This is a genomic window from Okeania sp. SIO3I5 (assembly GCF_010672085.1).
Taxonomy (GTDB): Bacteria; Cyanobacteriota; Cyanobacteriia; order Cyanobacteriales; family Microcoleaceae; genus Trichodesmium.
In genome coordinates, this window is record NZ_JAAHHT010000017.1 from 42,596 (window position 1) to 62,532 (window position 19,937).

Here is a 19,937-nt window from a genome sequence, read left to right on the forward strand (position 1 = left end):
CCAGACATCATCAGGATTTACGCAAATTCTTAGATAATACACTATAGGTAGGGGGCAATTCGCGTTTGCGCACCATGAGCAGGAAATCGCCCCTACTAGATATGGTGGTTCTGTATAAGTCCTGTTCAGAATTTATATCATGTCCGGTAGCATCGGTATTGTATGCAAAGGTAGGGAACACTTAACTGGGAACACTTAATTGGGAAAAAGAATACTTAAGAGGAAGAAAAAAACTTAAACAGGACTTACGCAAAATATCAGGTCAGGCACTATCTGTAGGGGCGAACGGCCGTTCGCCCCTACTATATATGGTGGTACTGCGTAAATCCTGTTAAATTTCCTGTAGATATTCACCCTTTGGTTTACACTCTCCAATACCAGCGGACATGATATTAGAATTCTAAATTCTGAATTCTATATTTTGATAAACTTTTGCCCAGTTTTCTTTTTCCACAGCAGGAGCAAACTGTTCTAGAACTTTTTTCCTGGCAGCTTTTCCTAACTCCTGTCGTAACTGGGGCGATCGCTCTAACTTACGCAAAGCTACAACTAACTCCTCACTTGAACCTGGGTTAACAACTAAACCATCAACACCATCTGTCAAAATTTCACCAATAGCATCAACATTCGATCCTACTATAGCTCTAGCAGCTAACATTGCTTCTAACATAGCATTAGGACAACCATCATTCAACGAAGGAATCATAAAAACATCCATGTAAGGTAAATAGGCGATCGCCTCGTCACGACTCAACATTCCTGTGACAATGATGCGTTCAGAAATTCCGCTATTCTTAAGTTCTTCTTGCCAATAATCTTGTTCCCGCGCTACAAAATCACCTACTAATAATAATGTTAATTCAACATTTTCTGCGGTAAGTTGAGCGCAAGCATCTAATACATATTCTAATCCTTTTTTATCTCGGAACCTACCTACGGAACCGATAACCATTCCCCGGCAATTTTTTACCAGTTCTGGAGTGGCAAAATTATCAAAATCTACTGGTTGAATAGAATTCCAAAAAACTGACGATTTTGCTTCTAAATTAGGTAGCAATACTTTAGCACGTTTGAATAAATCTTCACTGACAAAAGTTAGCCAAGATGCCTTCTCTAAAATCCAACATAATTGAGCGTGTTGTTGGGGGTCAAAAATATGTTTGTGGAGGTCACTACCACGAATACTATTAATTACAGGCAGGTTATTTTCTAGAGCTAATAATGTTGTTAAAAAACCAGTTTCTTTAATAAAAAAGGAATGAAATAAATCAAAATTAAACTGTTGATGAAGCTGTCGGAGTTGAAAATATATTTCACTGCGATATTCCATAATCATTACACTAGGTGCATAAGGTTCTGTTGTCCGAATTGCTGCCTTTAAACGATGTACTAAAATGCCATCTTGTTCTATTGTTTTACGATGAGCGCGTTGGAGACTTTTCCCTTTTTTCTTGAAATGAAAAACAGCAACATGAACTTCATAATCCAACTCTAATAACATTTGAGAAATGCGGTAGACGGACTCACCTACACCACCAACATCGGGAGGAAATTCTAAAGTAGTTAAACAAACTTTCTTTTTCATAATTTTTGATGGAGGGAACAGTTTATTAATTGATAATGGATAATTAGGGTTTGCGCTCAAAAGTCTTTTAGTAGGGGTAAGATTCAGCAGTCGTAGGGGTGAATAGCCATTCGCCCGTACAGGATAAATCGGAATTTAGAGGAGGTAGGAATAAGAATTGTAAGAGTAATTTTTCTCCCATAGTCAGCCCAAAATAGTAGTGCAGGATGGCAGAAATAACTGACCAGTTACAAAATCCTAAAAGCCTTACTAACCAATACTTTTTAATTTTTAATTTTGAACTTTGAATTCCGCGTAGCGGCACTAGCTTTTTGAGCATTTTCAACTGAAAACCAGGCACTTTTTAAAAGACCTAAAAAAACTCAAACTTTTATAGATCAATACTTTTATAATTAATCAGCAAGCCCTAATTATATTATGTCCGCTAGTATCAGAGCGTGTAAACCAAAGGGTTCATATCTACAGGAAATTTAAGTTGTTTCGGGGTTAATACCCTTAATTCCAAGAATACTAAAGCTTTCATCCCAAATTTCTGAATTCTAAATTCTTATTTACTGCTGACTGCTGAAGTGCTGATTTCTGATTGCTTTTTTAACTGTTAACTGATAACTGATAACTGATAACTGATAACTGGTAACTGATAACTGATAGTAGATGTTTCCCCATACAATAACTTGTAAATCAAATCAACAATTCGAGGTAGTGCCTCTAAGTCTAACTTAAATAATTTAGGTGGATTTTTAGCAGTATTATCTAGTTTTTCTACAACTGCTGCCATCAAATTTTCTGGAGTTAAAAAATCTGGATGAATTACCTTAAGTAAACCTACTTTATCCAGAGATTCAGCACGAATAAACTGTTCTTTAACCGGCTTAGTTCTTGGTACTATAACTGCTGGTTTATCAAAAGAAAAAATTTCACAAACTGTATTATATCCAGCCATAGAAACAATAACATCAGCAGCATTTATATAACTTGTTAATTCATCAGTAAACTCAATAATTTTCAGATTAGAATAATGTTTTGCTTTTTCAGAGAGTGCTTGTTGCTTTTCCAGTGGCATTTCTGGACCACAAATAATTAAACTGGTAATTTTATGTTGTTTTGGTAAATGAGATAATCCTGAAATATAATTGTCAATTAAATAATAACCATCGGCACCACCCCCTGGAGTTACTAACACAAATTTTTGGTCAGGATTAAGATTTAATTCCTGTCGTATTTCGTCACGATTTTTCCGTTCTGCTATACGACGAATATAACCACAATGTTTAACTTTTTCTACAATTGAATCAGGGAATTTATATTCTTTGGTAATATCAAATACTTCCTGCATACCAACTACCCAAACTTGATCATAAAAGAGTTCAATTCCTTCATAATATCCCTTGGTTTTCCATTCTGTGATTATTTTCTCAGGAGAGTCAAGTATATCTCTGAGTAATAGCACCATTTTTGGAGAGTAATCAGAATTTTTAATCTCCTCTAGAGTATCTCTCAATTCTTCTTGCAAACCATAAGGTTTCTTATCTACTAAAATAATATCTGGTTTAAAATTTATTGTCGTTACCTTAATTAACTCAGAACGCAGTTTGAGTATTTCTTCTTTTTCTATTTCCAAATATTTAACTGCAAGTTCGCCAAATTCATTTCTAGCAATACATGGAAGCTTTATGTAATCAAGTCCTTTCGGCATCCGAAAATTATGCACCACTGGCGAACTACATACAAGCAATATTGATAGTTTAGAAATTTCCTCTAGTAAATATCGGCAAATTGTTAGCATTCTGCGTAGGTTTCCCAAACCATAAGTATCATGGGAGTAAACCATTATTTTCATCGATACTTACCTCATTTCAGTTATCAGTTATAGCGCTACGCGCTAGGGAATAGGGAATAGGGAATAGGGAATAGGGAATAGGGAATAGGGAATAGGGAATAGGGAATAGGGAATAGTAAACTGTTAGCTTTCAGCATTTAGAAATGTCCTAACCTTAATGCGTAGCGCTATATCAGTTATTAGTTATTAGTTATCAATACCTCTTGCAATAAGGACGCTTGAAATACTAAAATTGATTTTTTTTATCCCCTTAAAAGAGGAGACTATGGACTTTATTTTTTAGTCATTTTTTTTTACTGTTCAACCTTCGTTGGATTTTATTTACTGCTGACTGGACGTAGCACTTTTAATTTGGTCTTTAAATGATAATCTATGTAGTGTAGAATATAATAAGTTAATATCCCCAAATTTTTTCTTTAGGACTTTTGCTAGTAGTATCAATAGTGCTAATTTGTAGTTTAATTATTGTGATATTTTCCTACTAAGTTGAGGTTCAAATTTTCATTAAATTAATTTTCCCTTTTTATCAAAAAAATTAGGTCGCGCAACCCCGTCTTTTAAGGCAAAATGTTTTTGGAGCGTTGCTCTAATTCCCGTTACAAAAACAACTTTTGTAGGAGCGAATGGCCAGCAGGCCCCTACTTACCCTCCAACTCCCTTTAAATGTCAAATAATTACCTAAAACGGTTGTGAGTGTCAAAGTTTTTAGCCTATCAAATCTGGCATTCTAAATTCTAAATTCTAAATTCTGAATTCAGTGAAACGGTATAACTTACTCCGAGGTAAAACTATCCCCCTAATGTTCCCTAGACTATTTCGAGATTTGAAAAACAATTGTTGTTAAAATTATTGAGGGGAAAACTTACTCAAGTAAAAAAGGTTGACAAATAGCAGTAAATATGATAGAAAATTCAGAAAAATTGATAACAATTGCCGTTGTTGGAGACATCCACAATCAATGGGAACCAGAAGATGAAATAGCCCTCAAATATCTGGGAGTTGATTTGGTACTATTTGTGGGAGATTTTGGTAATGAGGCAGTAGAAGTTGTTAGGGAAATTGCTGCTCTTGACATCCCCAAAGCAGCAGTTTTTGGTAATCACGACGCCTGGTATACTGCAACTCCTTGGGGAAGAGAAAAATGTCCTTATGACCGAACTCAAGAAGATAGAGTGCAGCAGCAAATAGATTTATTTGGGGAAGCCCATGTAGGTTATGGTCAGTTGGACTCGCCCGATTTAAACTTGACAGTGGTGGGGACTCGCCCTTTTAGTTGGGGAGGTCCAGAATGGAAATATCANCCCCCCCACCCTCCCCCTCCCCCCCCCCCTCCCCTTCCTCCCCATCCTCCCCATCCTCCCCATCCTCCCCCTCCTCCCCATCCTCCCCCTCCTCCCCCCTTTCACTCGTGGGGCAAGGGGGGATAGTTGTGGGGTTGGGGGGTTAGGTTTTTTTTAACCACAATTTTAGTCTAGATAAGCTACTACTATTACTGCAATCTTTCTTTCAAATGTTCTCCGACTCGCAAAGCATTAGCAATAATTGTCAAAGCTGGAGTTACAGCAGAACTCGATGGGAAAAAACTGCTATCCACAACATATAAATTATCTACATCGTGGGTACGACAGTTAATATCCAAAACCGATGTTTTCGGATCTTCTCCAAACCGACAGGTACCGCACTGGTTTGCTACAACTTCGATGGGAACTTCTCCACGGGGATAAATGCTACCACGCTTCAAGACAGCATTTCCAACTACTTTGTCTACCGACTTCAATACATCCATCCAACGATGGACTAGGCGATCGTGTGCTTCCCAGTTATTGGGAGTGTAATGGAAAAATAGCTTATCCCCTTTTACTTCCACGCGGTTATTGGGGTCTGGCAATATCTCGGAATGTATCCACCAACCAATGGAACGCAATGCTAACTGTTTCAAACCAAACCCAGGCATTGCTTTTGCTAACACAGATAAAATAGGTGGAGATTCGGCAAAAGTAATATCTTGGAGCAACCCACCTGTGTTCTCAATGTGACCCATTGGATAGGAATAATTCTCGTCTCCCCAATAGAAGTCATTTACACCAACGCTTCTGAGAAAGTTTCCAGAGTTAGGTTTCGGACTGGGTTGCACTACGGCGGTCATTTGATGTTTCATCAGGTTGCGACCAACTTGTCCGGAACTGTTTGCTAAACCATTGGAGTGTTTTTCATTAGCAGAACGTAATAATAATGCTGCTGAATTTACTGCACCACAAGCAAGTACGACAATATCTCCAAAAAATAGAAATGATTGTTTGCCAATTTCTACTTCTACTGCTTTGACAGTATTTCCAGAGGAGTTGGTGAGTAAACAGACTACTTTGGCATTAGCTTTAATAGTAATGTTAGGTGAGTCGAGCAATGGTGCAATACCGAATACTTCGGAGTCTCCAGTAGGATCTTCCTCTTCGCGAGTCAGAGTTAATGGTAGAGTTTCTGGATGTAAACCTTGTTGGGCGATCGCTTCGACAACTTTTTGAATTTCTGGGTCGTGGTCAACTGCGGGATAAGGATATTCTGAACTATGGGGAGGTTCGGTAGGGTCGTTGCTTGTTTGACCATGAACTTTATAGAGTTCTTCTGCTTCAGTGTAATAAGGTTCAAAGTCTTTGTATTTGAGACACCATTCTGGAGAAATTCCTTCTTGATGTTCCACTGCTTCAAAGTCTTTTTCCCGCATCCGAATTAGGGCAGCTCCATAGATTTTGGTATTGCCACCAATGGCATAATTTGTCTGGGGAGAAAATGGTTCACCTGCATTATCGTACCAATTTTCATGGGCGCGGTAAAGTTCTTTTTTAAAGATATCAGCGTTCGCTCTATTTTGGATTTCTAGAGGCATAAAATCACCTCTTTCTAGAATGAGGATTTTTTTGCCAGTAGCAGCAAGTTTATAAGCTAAAGTACCGCCTCCTGCTCCTGTACCGACAATAATTACATCATAATGTTGGTCATCAATAATCATTTTTTTCTTCCTTTAATATTTTGTTTGAGAACTATTTAAGAAGGAGTTCTATCATGTCCGGTTGAATTGTTATCATTAGAAATAAATAGAATAAATATCTAAAACATGAGATTGCTTCCTTCCACGGAGTTACCGTCGCAATGACTTTATAGTTAATAGACATAGGCGTGAAAATTAAAAAGAGAATCAATTCTTATCCAGAAATTATCAATTACTTCTTCCAGTTAAGAGTTAAGTGTTAAGAGTTCCCTCTTTTCCAGAGATGTCTAATGTTTATCTGGAAATCATATTAGGAGTCATTAAAATTCAATTTTTGAGTAGTGGGAGCATCTTGCTCCCGTTTTGCCTCGGAATTATGTTTTCTTTTAGACCAAAAAAATTTATTCTGACTCCTGACTCCTGAATTCCTAAGTTATTTCACTGCCAAATATAGATAAGGATAAACAAAATAATCCAAATTACGTCAACGAAATGCCAAAATAAAGAGGTAGCATTAATCCCAAAGTGACTGTTATCGTAGTTGCCAGGAATGAAAGAGCGACCTAACATAATTCCTTGCAACAAAATACCTGTGATAACGTGGAGACCGTGAAAACCTGTCAACAAATAGAACGTTCCACCAAAGACTCCTGTGGTGAAACCAAACTCTAAACTATTCCATTCAATTCCTTGACCTATTACAAAGTAGGTTCCCATTGCCATTGTTGCAAGCAAAAATATGCGAAACCATTTGAGGTCTTCACGTTCTAAAGCTTTTTCTGCGAAATAGATAACGAAACTACTGGAAACCAAAATCACCGTATTAATTGCAGGGTCTCTAACTTCCAGACCAGAAATACCTGGTGGCAACCAGTTAGGAGTTGTGGTTTTGTAAATAATATATCCGGCAAAGAAACTGAGGAAAATTACGCTTTCCGAAAGTAGGAAAACGATAAACCCAAACATACTATTGCCTTCTTCGTCGTGGGTATGTTCCTCTGCTGAGTGCAATGCTTCCTGCACTTGTTCTGAATTGACTGCACTATTCATATTAAAATACTCCTTATTAAATTTGTTGACTAACTGGAGGAGTCGAGAGGAGGGTTTGGAGACCAAACCCCTACCATGACCTCAACTTACTGCGTGGAAGGGTTTGGAGACCAAACCCCTACCATGACTTCAACTTACTGCGTGGAAGGGTTTGGAGATAAAACCCCTACCATGACCTCAACTTACTGCGTGGAAGGGTTTGGAGACCAAACCCCTACCATGACTTCAACTTACTGCGTGGAAGGGTTTGGAGACCAAACCCCTACCATGACTTCAACTTACTGCGTGGAAGGGTTTGGAGATAAAACCCCTACCATGACTTCAACTTACTGCGTGGAAGGGTTTGGAGATAAAACCCCTACCATGACTTCAACTTACTGCGTGGAAGGGTTTGGAGACCAAACCCCTACCATGACCTCAACTTACTGCGTGGAAGGGTTTGGAGACCAAACCCCTACCATGACCTCAACTTACTGCGTGGGAGGGTTTGGAGACCAAACCCCTACCATGAACTAATTCACAGGTTGGGGAACTTCTGCACTATGACCGTTGGGGTCGTTAGCAGTTAAAGGTTCCGATTTACCATAACCATAAGGTTCAGAAATAATTATAGGAAGCTCTTCAAAATTCTCCACATCTGGTGGGGAAGAAATCATCCATTCTAAACCTATTGCTCGCCAAGGGTTAGCAGGTGCTTGTTTACCTTGTATCCAGGAACTAACCACATTTAAAATAAAGGGCAAAGTAGACATTCCTAACAAAAATGCTCCCAGACTCGCTACCAAATTCCAGAATTCATATTCAGGTGCATAAGAAGAAACTCGACGCAACATTCCTTGTAAACCTAATGGGTGCATTGGTAAAAAATTGAGGTTTGTGCCGATGAATGACAACCAAAAATGTACTTGCCCCAAACCTTCATAATACATTTTCCCAGTCATTTTGGGAAACCAATGATAAATGGCAGCATACATTCCCATAGTTACGGTGCCGTAGAGAACATAATGAAAATGACCGACGACAAAATAGGTATTGTTAACGTGAATATCTACGGGAACGGCAGAAAGCATAATGCCAGTAATGCCAGCAAACACAAACATTACTAACCCACCCAAAGCAAACAGCATCGGAGTATTCAGACGAATTTTTCCACCCCAAATAGTCGCTACCCAGGCAAACACTTTAATTCCTGTAGGTACAGAAACGCACATGGTTGACAACATGAAAACCATCCGCATCCATGGAGGCGTACCACTCGCATACATATGGTGTACCCAAACCAGACCACTGACTCCAGCAATAATCATGGATGAAATTACTACCACTTTGTAACCGAATAATGGTTTGCGACTGTATACTGGAAAAATTTCCGAAAAAATGCCAAAAATAGGGAGGATGATAACGTAAACCGCAGGATGAGAATAAAACCAGAAAAAGTGCTGGAATAAAACTGGGTTGCCTCCGTTAGCAGGATTAAAAAATCCCGTTCCTATTGTAATATCAAATAACAACATCACCGCACCTGCTGTTAATGCTGGCAGTCCGAATAATTGAATAATTTGGGCAGCAAATACCGTCCAAACAAAAGCTGGCATTCGGAAATAAGTCATGCCTGGCGATCGCATTCTCACAATAGTCGTGACAAAATTAACCGCCCCCATAATTGACGAAACCCCGGAAATGGCAACGGCAAGAATCCATATTACCTGACCGTTGATCAGGTTTCCTGTAGGATTTTGGATACTTACAGGAGGATATGACCACCAACCTGATTGAGCAGGTCCACCGGGAACAAAGAAACTAGCCATCATTAGGATACCGACGACTGGCACCATCCAGAAAGCAGCAGCATTCAAACGAGGGAATGCCATGTCTCGCGCTCCGATCATTATCGGTACGAGATAGTTTGCCAGACCAACTAAAGATGGGAACGTCCACAAAAATAGCATGACTGTGCCGTGCATCGTGAACATTCCGTTGTAAACAGTGCGATCTACAAGGTCTGATTCTGCTGTCATTAATTCGCCCCGAATCACCATGGCGAATATTCCACCGACTAGGAAGAAGATAAAGGAGGTGACTAAGTATTGGATACCGATAACTTTATGATCGGTGCTAAAACTAAAGTATCGTCGCCAGTTTGGCGGTTGTTCGTGTTCTGGTTTTTCTATGGCATCATCCATGCCTTCGATTGTTATTTCTGTCATAAAATTTTTTTTTCCTTTGATTAAAAACTGCTGTAGTTGTAGGTTTGGTTAAGCGACAGCGCAACCCAACAAAGCTCATACATAATAGACTTCTCCAGAAAAGAGGGAATAGGGGGAAATAATTGATTTCATTTTTTCTTGTTGAAGATGTCTAATAGACTTGCCGTGTTTAACGTCAAAAAAAATCTGGAAAACCTGTGCAATAATTGAAATAATTATTCTCTCTAGGTTTTATAGATTTTTTCAATCTATGTAGTGACAAATCTAATGTTGGGTTTTTCCGTTGGAAATGCTCCGCAAACGTTCCTTAACCCAACCTACATAAACTGATTAGATGTGTCATCGGTACTGATAACTGATAACTGATAACTGATAACTGAAATAAACTCCCTAACTCTTATGATAATTAACAATAGGAGGTGCAGCAGGTATAACTGAAGGCCAACCTGGTTTTACTGGATTTTCTAATTTTTGAACATATTCAGTCTGTGCCTGATTTTTTGCTGGAGATAGTTTGGTATTTGCTGCTTGTGCCAACCAATTTTTGTAATCTTGGTCAGATTCAACAACTACATCTGCTACCATTGTGGCAAAATAAGTACCGCTATATTGAGAATCAGTCAGACTATATTTGCCAATCCGGATGGGAGTAAATTCAAAATCTATTGGATGATTGGGAATAATATCTTGCTTCAGTCGGAATGCTGGAATATAAAATCCATGCAGCACATCTTTTGAATTTAATGCTACTCGCACGCGCCGATCTACAGGTAAGTGCAGCTCGGTGCTAGTCACGCCATTTTCTGGATAGCGAAATACCCAAGACCATTGTTTGGCATCGACTTGGATTTCTTCTACAGGTTCAGTTACAGGTTCTACTGGATCTGCATAAGCTGATTCCATTTCTAATGGTGTATGCAAATGCACTAATTCCATCGGTCCCTGAATTGCCATTTTTTCATAGACATTGTAGCTGTAAGCAGCAATCCAAAACACGAGAAAAATTGGTATTGCCGTCCAAACAACTTCTAGGGTAATGTTACCTTCGATGTGAGGTCCGTCGCTGTAGTCATATTTGGCAGCGCGTTGGAAAATAACCGAATACATTATAGTTCCGGTTACCCCTAAAAATATGAAACTACCAAGAGTGACGAGAAAACTAAATAACTCATCAATTAATTTAGATTCTGCTGCTCCTTGGACTGGCAACCATGAGTAAGATAGTTGCCCGATCCCAAAACTAACAGCAGCTAAAACCAGAGCGATCGCTACCAGTGTTAAAATAGTGCGGATTTTCATAATCAATATCCTTGAGATAGGGAATAGGGAATAGGGAATAGGGAATAGGGAATAGGGAATAGGGAATAGGGAATAGGGAATAGGGAACAGGGAACAGGAAACAGAAGGAACTTATATTATGTCCGCTTAATTATTGATAAAAAAATTTCTCCTCATAATACCTTCAAACTCCCTCCTAACTCCTGACTCAATTATTTATAACTGTTCATCCGGACATGATATTACCAAAATTATTTGAGGACAACATTAGGATCTTTACCAAGTTCTAGCAAAGCATCAGCAGTATTGTGTACTCCAAATTCTGCTGCTAATTGTGCGCCCAAAGTACCATGAACGTACATAATAAACATGATGAATAAACCAACTGCTAAATAACTCCATTGCACTTCTAAAAGTTTATCCTGAGAAAAAATATAACGTTGAAATCCTCTCCAAATCGTCATTCCCACAATCATTGCTAATAGCAACACGCCACCAACACCATGCCAGATCATTGTATCCATCGCTCCTAATCCCCAGACACTTTTTAGCTCTGGAGATGGTTTTGCCAGCATAATTTCATAAAATCCTGCTGCTACCGTAAAAAATGTGATAATTGATGAAGCTAGCATATTGTACCAACCTACATCAAAAAAGTTGGAACGAGTAGCAGATATCGCTAAAATTTTCAGGAATTGTTTTTGTAGAGGGAACAATATGCCAACAATATCAAAAGCAATCCCCATAATAAACAGACCTAGAGTCAGATGAACTAAATTCGGATGAATGGGGATAGCATAAGGAAGACCATTTGCCCCAACTTGGGCACTCAAACTATCTATTAATTCCGGGTTCATTGTAAAATTCCCTCCTTGATTGCTTCCACTACTGGCACTGTGTGTAATCCATACACCCAAACCAGTGTATCTCCCAAATACACTTGGAAGCAAACTATAGCTACTAACACAAATCCTAATCCTAGATATGGCGTTGGTAATTTTTCAGCATTGCTAGAACGAATCACATAACGCCAACCAGTGAGAGCAGCAATGATTCCTGAGAGAGACCAACCAATTAATGTATGTAAATTTAGCACTGGTTGAACTGCTTCATAAGGTTGTGCTAAACCTGCTTCGTATTGACCAAATATTATGGCAATAAAGATAGAAATGGTGGCAAAAAACATATTCCACCAGCTTACTTCATATAAACGGTAATTACGAGTCAAATAACCAATGATGTCGCATAAGAAGGCAAATAATACCATTGCAATCACAAAGTGGACAACTATGGGATGTATTGTATCTGGATAGGGTAAATTGTGTTCATTTAAAGGTGGTAAATACTGCCACATAGTTTTCTCCTTCAATAATATCTGGGTGAAAATTTTGCAAGTTTACCGAATAATTAATAATTAATTATTAATTATTAAATAATGCAGGTTAAAAGCCTCCCCTTTCAAGGGTAAAAAAAGTGCTAGGACATTTCCTTATATTCAATCTGATGGTTTTAACCAGAGGTAATTATCCATTATCCATTATCCATTAATGAAGTTCTACTTGAATTTTAAAAAGATATCTATTTTTTACCGTATCAATACTCACAATTTTTCGAGAAAAATACTCGATTCTTGCTGTTGATATAAAGTTAAAAGTTTATGTATTTAAGGCAATCCATCTTTAATATGAAATTGCATATAATTAAGCTTCAAGAGTGAAGTTGTCAGAAACACTCTATGGAGGAGATATAGCCATCCTAAATAGGTTGTAAGATTTGATCTCCTTTCCCCAAGCGCAAAGGGATTTGGAGACCCAACCCCTACAGTTTTTTCTCACAAATCATTTCTTATGGCTATACTTTCAATTTGGCTTTGAGTCGATAGTGCACCCAATAATAGACTGTGGCATATCTCAGGTGCAGTTGATAATTAACCTTGAGCCACTCGACAATTTCCCCATAACTGTTGAACGCAGGCCCCTTTTCCAATCGTTCTTGTAATCCAGCTAGAGCTTCAGAGGTCAAATGGCGTGATTTTCCTGGTGCTTTTTTGACGGCCAGCAATTCGGATAATCCTCCTTGACGATACTTTTGTAACCACCGAGTTACGGTTGAGCCATTTCGTCCCAAAAGTTGGGCGAGAGTTTGATGCTTAGTAATTTGTCCAGTTTTGATCCACCACAACATTTGCAACCGTTCTTTTTGGCTAGCAGTACGACTATTTTTTAGTTGTTTCTCCAAAGATTCTGCACTTTCTGCGATCGCCAAAATCAGTTGACGTGCCATAACTCATCATTTTTAATTCAACTATTTTTATTCTATGCAACTTCATATAAAAATAGTATTACATAGTTTTTTTTTATATTTGACGCTTTGTGGTAATTAACTTCACTATTTTTCTTCTGAAAAGGTAAAAAAGCTCAAAATCTTAGGTATAAAAATCTTAGGAATTATATATCTTTTCCGTAACACTTATACAGCTTAAATTTAGAGAATTATGAACTTATAAATAAAGGGGATTATAAACCGGATTTTTGCTTCAGAATATTTCTACTTAAATAGTATAAAAGCTAGCTATTTAATTAAAATTTAAAACTGCTCTATTCTCTATCTAGCTAAAATACTGTAACTAAATTTACAGAAAAATTTAATGTTTTTCTATTCAAATTATTTTTGCGTTACAGAGTTTTTTTTATGCTATAATGAAATATCTAAATGTTAGTAATTTATTTCAATTACCCAAGGATATTCTCTCTAAAAGCTGGGAAGTGCCAAGCTAGTAAAGTACGTTACAATAGAAGGCTTTAACCAGCGATCACTGCAGTCACAATAATAACCATATTTACCACCACATAAGAAATCCAGGTGATCCTAAAAATACGACGATAGCGATAGATAGGCAATACCTCTTCATATCCATGCTGTAAGTTAGAATAAATTATTAGTACAGCAGTTACTAAAATATAAATCATTGCCGTGATGTGAATCGTATCAACCAATGTCAGACTTTCAGCTGTACCTAAAAATGACTCTAACACTCGTCGATTAACCACTATAGTAAATAAAGTTCCCGCCAGTAAACTAGCAGCACTGGAAGGTTTTAGAACATATGCTAAAAGTGAAATGGCATAGGTAATATAAACAGGAGCAGTAATTTTGAAAAAGCTAATTAATGAGTTTCGTTCAAGCTTGATCGAAATATACAAACGAGAATATCCAACTGTTCCCGTGTCTTCTAGTAAATTCGGGTCTGCAAAGTTTGTTTTATACTCTTTGTTGTCTTCTGTAACGGTAAAATCAGTAATCTTCCAATCTTCAAAAGTATCTTTGTCTCTTTTTGGCTTTTCTTTGTATGGTTCATATTTAAAATATGAAACTGCTTCACTGGAATGTTCTATTATAATCTGCAATTCGTGACGATCAAATGGCAAGTTGTCTACGTTCCAATTGTGTCGGAAAGTGCCTTTAATTTTTACTAAAGACCAATTATCTTTTGTTTGCAATTCACTACGTTTGACTTCCTTAGCGTTGATAAAATCTATATTTTTTTCTTTTAGTGGCTCTAAATCTGCTGATGGGCAAACGCTCCACAGCCATAAATCAGCATCGAAGGAGTTTTCTTGTAAGTTAAAGTCATGCAGCGACATCAGATATGCACCCATTTGGCAAGTTTTTGGTGTGTTGGTCGTCTCTGCGATCGCTGGTGAAGTTTGACTCAGTAGTAATAAGCTGACAATAGATATTAGTATTATTCTGAATCTACAAGCGAAGAAATACCAGACTGCAAAATTGATTTTTTTTTGCAAAAATCTGACTTTTATAATAAACATAGTGCTATATTAATTCACTAAATATTGACTACAAAATAAATTTCAGGAATTAGGAATATTACCCAATTCCAGACAATTAAATTAGACAGGAATTGCAGTAGTTAATGTTGATGTTTCATGTTGCTTAATCCATTCAAAAACTCTATTTAATGCCCACCAAATATCAGGATCTTGGGCAAGCTTTTGAGATGATTTATTGCTGATGTGAGCCACATGACCACCGTAACGAGTTAAAATCAAATCAATGGCAGAATTATTTTTACAAGCATCTTTTAAATCTGGCACAATTGTGGGGTCAAATAAAGGGTCGTCTTCAGCATAAATAATCAATGTTTTCTTTCTAATATTAGGTAAAAAATATAGGGGACTTGTTGCTTGATAGTAAGCTTCTACTGATGGAAATCCTAATCGATCAATAACAAATTCTTCATCAAATTTCCAGATAGAATTTGCCCGTTCGATTGCCTCTGGATCGATATAATCTGGATGATGTTCGTGAATTAACCAAACTAACTTTTTGAGGTTTTTAGTAATTCCTTTATCCAAATTTCTTCCTAAACGAGAAGTGTTTAAATAAGACAGAGAACGTTGAGATTCTAGACTAGGACAAATAGCTGCACAGCCACCAATATCTGTTTCTGCTAATCCTAATTCTGGAGCCAAATTTTCTGCTAATTTTGCACCCCAAAGCGTTAATTGTCCTCCCAAAGAATATCCAGTAAACCAAAAATTTGGCGGACAACCAATTGCTTTTGCTTGAGCAGCAATATGAACAAAATCTTGCCCTTCATAAATCCCATCTGAAGTTAGAGTTGGTGATAGTAATGCAGTCTTACCATGGGCACGCCAATCAAATAAAATAACGGCATAACCTTGAGCATAAGCTTTGCGTCCTAATAATTTTAAGAACCATTGATTATCTAGTTCTCCTGTAATTCCATAAGTACCAATAATTGTACCTTTTGGGTTTTCTGGAATAGCCATCCAGCTAAAAATTGGCACATCATTTGCACCGATAAAGATTGTATCTTGGTAAGGAGGCTCAGGAAATGTAGTAATCTCTTCCCAAAAACGGGGTATCCAAAAGGCTGCATAAAGAGTCATTGCTAAACCATTTTTTAGGAACCACGGAGGGCTATAAGAAGGATGACCCATAGATAAATGTTAATCTAATAAAATTTAAATTTGTTCGTCCGGTATTATATCATACTGTTTCACATTATCAAAAAGCTTGTTCAACCTGTGTAAATTACTTAATAACTGAATTTTATTTTTTTCTACCCTTTAAAGAGGAGGCTTGAAACCTAATTTTCTGGTAACAGATAATGTATAAGAGGAAAGTTATTAACAACCAAATCAGATAAACAATTTGTAAATTATACCCAAATTCTTTTGGTTTCCAACTGATGCCTAATTGGGAGAAAGTCAAAGGTTCTATACCATATCTAGACAACGCAAATAAAATAGCGGTTAGATGAATTAAGTAAACGTGGATAACATAGAAAAATAATGGTTCCTGACCTAATATAATTAATGGCTTAAAATAACGTATGTTTGATTTTTCAAAATAATAAAGTAATAGGATAGCTAGACCGAGTGTAATTAATAAATATAGCAAAGAAGGCGGATATTTATGACAATCAATAAAAGATAGTACGGTATCAGGAAAACTATACTGGATTGACCAAGGATTCGGGTCGCCATAAATATTAGTTCCTCGAATAATAATAAAAGCAACAATCATCCCTAAACCTATTTTTCTTAATAGCTGAAGTCGCCGATATTTTTCCATTTCAAACAGCGTTCCGAAAGCATAACCTACTGCCATGACTCCGATCCAAGGAATCAGAGGATGGAGGATAAATAAGCGAAACCCAGAAATAGGTTCAATCATTGTGCGCTGGTGAAGTATTGCCCACAACCAACCAATATTTCCTAATTGCTCTACTTGTACATTATCAAAAAGATTATGTCGGACTATTAGCAAAATTCCAATTGTCGCTATTATCCGAGTAGGAAGATAAATTATTGCTGCTAAAAAAATCATCGAACAAGCGATCGCCCACAATACTCCAGCAGCAGAAAAAGTTAAATTCAGGTCAAACCTCCAGCTAAAACGTACTACTGTTAAATCTAGAAACACTAACCACAGTCCTCGGAGCAACAAAAACCGACAAAGTTGTTGCTTGGTTTTGCCACGTTTGAGAGAGAGATAAGCTCCTATTCCTGCTAGAAAAATGAATGTAGGAGCGCAAAGATGGGTTATCCAACGCGTTAGAAATAGAGGAATGTTTGACTCGGTAAGGTCTAAGGGGTTAAAGTTAGCATTGGAGAAAAATGTTCGTACATGGTCTAATGTCATCAGCACCATTACGAGTCCACGCAAAATGTCAATTGATAGAATTCGTGGTGTTCGGTTTTGATTTGGATTTTTCGATTCTAATACCATTTTAATAAAGTTATAAATTTTCAGCCCCCCTTACCAAGGGGGGTTGGGGGGATTGAACTCTTTTGTTTCGATACTGAGGTCTAGTTCAATTAAAACTATCATAATCTAATTTTACTGGATATTCTTGACAGTTCCACAATACTTCATAACATGAAAGTTATAAATTTTCAGCCCCCCTTACCAAGGGGGGTTGGGGGGATTGAACTCTTTTGTTTCGATACTGAGGTCTAGTTCAATTAAAACTATCATAATCTAATTTTACTGGATATTCTTGACAATTCCACGCAGCTTCATAACAGGGTTGTTTTTCTAATGCCTGATTTATTTGATTGATTACTTTTACATACTCTGATTTTTTTGTTTGAATTTGATTGTCAATTTCTGGATTTTGGGGAATATTTTCTAATTCTTGAATAGCGATTTGTAATTCGTCTCTGGCGATTTCTAATTGTTCTTTTTCTGGGGCAGCTTTTGCTTTACTAATAGCTATTTCTGCTTTTTGAATTGCTGCATCTAACATTTCCTGCTCCGTAATTTCTTGGGTAGGGGTGACCGTTGGCGGAGTTTCGTTTTTATTGTTGTAAAAAATGACTGTTGCTGTGCTGATAATGCCGATAATAATGACGATTATTCCAATTTTTAAACACTGATTATTTCCTAGGTTTGGGTCTAGAGATGGTTGGGTTGTGGTAATTTGCAGTTTAGTTTTAGGACTAGAAATAGCTGTTAACATTTCTGTGGCGGTTTGATAGCGATCGCTCCAATTTTCTGCTATAGATTTATCTAAAATATCGGCAAATTCCTGGCTAATATTCGGTACATTTGAACGCCAGGAAAATTTATTTTTGGGGATTTCTCCTGTTAATAGATAAATTGCTGTGGTGCCTAAACTATAGATATCGCTGGCAAAGGTAGGTTTTCCTAATATTTGTTCGGGAGGAGTAAAACCTGGAGTTCCGACGACTGAGTTTCTAGGAATTTGAGAGTTTATGGAAGAGACTATTTCTTTGACAATGCCGAAGTCGATTAACATGGGTAAATTTTCCGAGTTGAGCATAATATTAGTTGGTTTAATATCTCGGTGAATTATGTTGTGTTGGCGATGAATAAATTCGAGGACTGGCAATAATTTTATGAGTATATTTTTGACTTCTGTTTCTGTTAGTTTGCCTTGTTGTTGAAACTTTTGTTCGAGGTTATATCCTGCTATCCATTCTTGAACTAAATAAAGTTGATTATTTTCGGAAAAATAGGCGTATGAATCTGGAATTTGCGGGTGTGTGCCTAAATTTTCCAAGGTTTTTGCTTCTTGTTGAAATCTGGCTTCAAGTTCCTGTTGGAGCTTGGTATTTTGGGGGTGAGTTTTCAGTTGTTTGATGAGACATAGGCGATGGGTAGCAGTTTTGATGTCTTTTCCCTGGAATGTGATACTTAAATTTGTCTCATGTAGTTTTTTGAGAATTTCGTATCGGTTGTCTAGAAGTTGGTTCATTTCAATTATCAGTTATCAGTTCAACTTAATAAAAGTAGGTTGGGTAGAACGACAGTGAAACCCAACAATACCTTGATATTTTGGGTTGATGTTGGGTTTATCCTCTCCCTTTTAGGGAGAAGTAATATCATGTCCGGATGAACAGGTATAAATAAATTAGGAAAAAGTCACGAATCAGGAGATCCCCCCTAACCCCCCTTGAGAAGGGGGGAACTGGAAGTCCCCCTTTTTAAGGGGGATTTAGGGGGATCGATAATTGATGTGTTTCACGCTTACTAAAAACTGCTATATAAGGAGGAGCAAGTTTTTTTTATCACTAATTATCCGGACATAATATAATTATCCATTATCAATTATCAATTATCCATTATCAATGGAATCCTAACCGACAGCTAATCCGCTAAACTGTCGCCGATAGGCAGATTGAAAACCCAAAACTATATCTGTCTCAGGTACCCCTGCTTCTAACAACTCGTCGGCCACCCCGATATCGGTACAATCTTGTTGTACCCAGAATTTCCCATCTTTGATATCCACATGAACTGTAGTGCCATATACTCGTTTGTGGGCATCCCAACCTAGATTAACAACTAAATAGCGATCGCGCACCGTATCGAAAACAGCTTCGACTTCGGTATCTGGAGAGATATCTTCTCCTAAGAAACTTTCGGTCAAAATTTTTTGGATCAGTTCGGGATAATTTAGTTTTTCCATGTGATTATTTCCTCCTTATTAGGTTCAAAAATTAGTAATTTTAATTGATGTTCGGCGACAACATCTTGAACAAACTCCCGACGAAAAAAGCTATCGTAAACCTCAAAGGTAATTGCCAAATATAGTATCCGATTTGGATGAATTTTTCTTAATGCAGAGCGGTAGTTAAGTATTTGTCCGAGGGTTAAATGAAATTCTTTAACCTCGGATTTTCCCACAAAATATTTAACTTCTACCGCTATTTTGCGGTTGTCTTTTTCAGCAGCAATGATTTTTTCTGCACCTAAGTCTATTTGGAAATTAACGTCGCCGACTCTCATAAATAGAGGATCGTGAGTTACGAGCCATCCATCTTTTTCGAGGGCCGAACGTACTGCATCGTGAAAGATGTCTTTTGCTGACATAATAGCCTTTTTTGAGGTTTAATTTTGCTTGAGTTTTGGGTTGTTTGAGAAATTATAGCATTTATTAGTTATCAGCAGCTATTAGTGGTTTGGTTGAGGTAACGC

General features: G+C 37.4%; 16 protein-coding genes and 1 pseudogene. 2 read left to right on the forward strand and 15 right to left on the reverse strand.

Annotated features, from left to right (window positions below):
• Positions 1-400 precede the first annotated feature (400 nt).
• Together F6K40_RS05965 and F6K40_RS05970 are read right to left on the reverse strand one after the other, a co-directional pair.
• On the reverse strand, positions 401-1,585 hold the full coding sequence (locus F6K40_RS05965) for a glycosyltransferase (protein WP_293132753.1): 1,185 nt from the start codon (positions 1,583-1,585) through the stop codon (positions 401-403).
• A gap of 598 nt (positions 1,586-2,183) precedes the next feature.
• The gene (locus tag F6K40_RS05970) at positions 2,184-3,416 is read right to left on the reverse strand and encodes a glycosyltransferase family protein (RefSeq protein WP_293132756.1); all 1,233 of its coding nucleotides are present in this window, start codon (positions 3,414-3,416) and stop codon (positions 2,184-2,186) included.
• A gap of 908 nt (positions 3,417-4,324) precedes the next feature.
• On the opposite strand from F6K40_RS05970, the pseudogene F6K40_RS05975 reads away from it, so the two are divergent.
• Positions 4,325-4,720 (forward strand): annotated as a pseudogene (locus F6K40_RS05975) (metallophosphoesterase); the annotation flags it as partial.
• Positions 4,721-4,914: 194 nt separating this feature from the next.
• On the opposite strand, the gene F6K40_RS05980 reads toward F6K40_RS05975, so the two are convergent.
• Together F6K40_RS05980 and F6K40_RS05985 are read right to left on the reverse strand one after the other, a co-directional pair.
• Positions 4,915-6,432, reverse strand: a complete 1,518-nt coding sequence (locus F6K40_RS05980; protein WP_293132758.1) for a GMC oxidoreductase — start codon at positions 6,430-6,432, stop codon at positions 4,915-4,917.
• 417 nt (positions 6,433-6,849) lie between these two features.
• Positions 6,850-7,461 carry a cytochrome c oxidase subunit 3 gene (locus F6K40_RS05985; RefSeq protein ID WP_293132761.1) on the reverse strand — a complete coding sequence of 204 codons (612 nt, stop codon included), beginning with the start codon at positions 7,459-7,461 and terminating at the stop codon, positions 6,850-6,852.
• Positions 7,462-7,536: 75 nt separating this feature from the next.
• Between F6K40_RS05985 and F6K40_RS05990 the strand changes: the two genes are divergently transcribed.
• On the forward strand, positions 7,537-7,977 hold the full coding sequence (locus tag F6K40_RS05990) for a hypothetical protein (RefSeq protein ID WP_293132763.1): 441 nt from the start codon (positions 7,537-7,539) through the stop codon (positions 7,975-7,977).
• Here F6K40_RS05990 and ctaD read toward each other — a convergent pair.
• The 11 genes from ctaD to F6K40_RS06045 form a co-directional block, all read right to left on the reverse strand.
• The gene (gene ctaD, locus F6K40_RS05995) at positions 7,974-9,668 is read right to left on the reverse strand and encodes a cytochrome c oxidase subunit I (RefSeq protein ID WP_293132766.1); all 1,695 of its coding nucleotides are present in this window, start codon (positions 9,666-9,668) and stop codon (positions 7,974-7,976) included. The genes F6K40_RS05990 and ctaD overlap by 4 nt on opposite strands.
• Positions 9,669-10,058: 390 nt before the next feature.
• Positions 10,059-10,967, reverse strand: coding sequence for a cytochrome c oxidase subunit II (locus F6K40_RS06000; RefSeq protein ID WP_293132769.1), 909 nt, complete (start codon positions 10,965-10,967; stop codon positions 10,059-10,061).
• Between the two features lie 230 nt (positions 10,968-11,197).
• The gene (locus F6K40_RS06005; protein ID WP_293132772.1) at positions 11,198-11,803 is read right to left on the reverse strand and encodes a DUF2231 domain-containing protein; all 606 of its coding nucleotides are present in this window, start codon (positions 11,801-11,803) and stop codon (positions 11,198-11,200) included.
• A complete protein-coding gene (locus F6K40_RS06010) occupies positions 11,800-12,300 on the reverse strand; it encodes a DUF2231 domain-containing protein (RefSeq protein WP_293132775.1) in 501 nt (166 codons plus the stop codon). Before F6K40_RS06010 ends, F6K40_RS06005 begins: the two co-directional genes overlap by 4 nt.
• A 497-nt stretch (positions 12,301-12,797) precedes the next feature.
• The gene (locus F6K40_RS06015; protein ID WP_293132778.1) at positions 12,798-13,229 is read right to left on the reverse strand and encodes a helix-turn-helix domain-containing protein; all 432 of its coding nucleotides are present in this window, start codon (positions 13,227-13,229) and stop codon (positions 12,798-12,800) included.
• 518 nt (positions 13,230-13,747) lie between these two features.
• Entirely contained in the window at positions 13,748-14,773 is a 1,026-nt protein-coding gene (locus tag F6K40_RS06020; protein WP_293132781.1) for a hypothetical protein, read from the reverse strand.
• A gap of 81 nt (positions 14,774-14,854) precedes the next feature.
• Complete coding sequence (locus F6K40_RS06025; RefSeq protein ID WP_293132784.1) at positions 14,855-15,928, reverse strand: YheT family hydrolase; 1,074 nt, start codon at positions 15,926-15,928, stop codon at positions 14,855-14,857.
• Between the two features lie 112 nt (positions 15,929-16,040).
• Positions 16,041-17,222 carry an acetyltransferase domain-containing protein gene (locus tag F6K40_RS06030; RefSeq protein WP_293132787.1) on the reverse strand — a complete coding sequence of 394 codons (1,182 nt, stop codon included), beginning with the start codon at positions 17,220-17,222 and terminating at the stop codon, positions 16,041-16,043.
• 232 nt (positions 17,223-17,454) lie between these two features.
• Complete coding sequence (locus F6K40_RS06035) at positions 17,455-18,714, reverse strand: serine/threonine-protein kinase (RefSeq protein ID WP_293132790.1); 1,260 nt, start codon at positions 18,712-18,714, stop codon at positions 17,455-17,457.
• 381 nt (positions 18,715-19,095) lie between these two features.
• Positions 19,096-19,428, reverse strand: a complete 333-nt coding sequence (locus tag F6K40_RS06040; protein WP_293132793.1) for a XisI protein — start codon at positions 19,426-19,428, stop codon at positions 19,096-19,098.
• The gene (locus F6K40_RS06045) at positions 19,416-19,832 is read right to left on the reverse strand and encodes a XisH family protein (RefSeq protein ID WP_293132796.1); all 417 of its coding nucleotides are present in this window, start codon (positions 19,830-19,832) and stop codon (positions 19,416-19,418) included. Before F6K40_RS06045 ends, F6K40_RS06040 begins: the two co-directional genes overlap by 13 nt.
• Positions 19,833-19,937: the final 105 nt, after the last annotated feature.

Excerpts from the sequence above, each read along its gene's own strand:
- F6K40_RS05965 (WP_293132753.1), bottom strand. The coding sequence starts at position 1,585 with ATGAAAAAGAAAGTTTGTTTAACTACTTTAGAATTTCCTCCCGATGTT.
- F6K40_RS05970 (WP_293132756.1), bottom strand. The coding sequence starts at position 3,416 with ATGGTTTACTCCCATGATACTTATGGTTTGGGAAACCTACGCAGAATG.
- F6K40_RS05980 (WP_293132758.1), bottom strand. The coding sequence starts at position 6,432 with ATGATTATTGATGACCAACATTATGATGTAATTATTGTCGGTACAGGA.
- F6K40_RS05985 (WP_293132761.1), bottom strand. The coding sequence starts at position 7,461 with ATGAATAGTGCAGTCAATTCAGAACAAGTGCAGGAAGCATTGCACTCA.
- F6K40_RS05990 (WP_293132763.1), top strand. The coding sequence starts at position 7,537 with ATGACCTCAACTTACTGCGTGGAAGGGTTTGGAGACCAAACCCCTACC.
- ctaD (WP_293132766.1), bottom strand. The coding sequence starts at position 9,668 with ATGACAGAAATAACAATCGAAGGCATGGATGATGCCATAGAAAAACCA.
- F6K40_RS06000 (WP_293132769.1), bottom strand. The coding sequence starts at position 10,967 with ATGAAAATCCGCACTATTTTAACACTGGTAGCGATCGCTCTGGTTTTA.
- F6K40_RS06005 (WP_293132772.1), bottom strand. The coding sequence starts at position 11,803 with ATGAACCCGGAATTAATAGATAGTTTGAGTGCCCAAGTTGGGGCAAAT.
- F6K40_RS06010 (WP_293132775.1), bottom strand. The coding sequence starts at position 12,300 with ATGTGGCAGTATTTACCACCTTTAAATGAACACAATTTACCCTATCCA.
- F6K40_RS06015 (WP_293132778.1), bottom strand. The coding sequence starts at position 13,229 with ATGGCACGTCAACTGATTTTGGCGATCGCAGAAAGTGCAGAATCTTTG.
- F6K40_RS06020 (WP_293132781.1), bottom strand. The coding sequence starts at position 14,773 with ATGTTTATTATAAAAGTCAGATTTTTGCAAAAAAAAATCAATTTTGCA.
- F6K40_RS06025 (WP_293132784.1), bottom strand. The coding sequence starts at position 15,928 with ATGGGTCATCCTTCTTATAGCCCTCCGTGGTTCCTAAAAAATGGTTTA.
- F6K40_RS06030 (WP_293132787.1), bottom strand. The coding sequence starts at position 17,222 with ATGGTATTAGAATCGAAAAATCCAAATCAAAACCGAACACCACGAATT.
- F6K40_RS06035 (WP_293132790.1), bottom strand. The coding sequence starts at position 18,714 with ATGAACCAACTTCTAGACAACCGATACGAAATTCTCAAAAAACTACAT.
- F6K40_RS06040 (WP_293132793.1), bottom strand. The coding sequence starts at position 19,428 with ATGGAAAAACTAAATTATCCCGAACTGATCCAAAAAATTTTGACCGAA.
- F6K40_RS06045 (WP_293132796.1), bottom strand. The coding sequence starts at position 19,832 with ATGTCAGCAAAAGACATCTTTCACGATGCAGTACGTTCGGCCCTCGAA.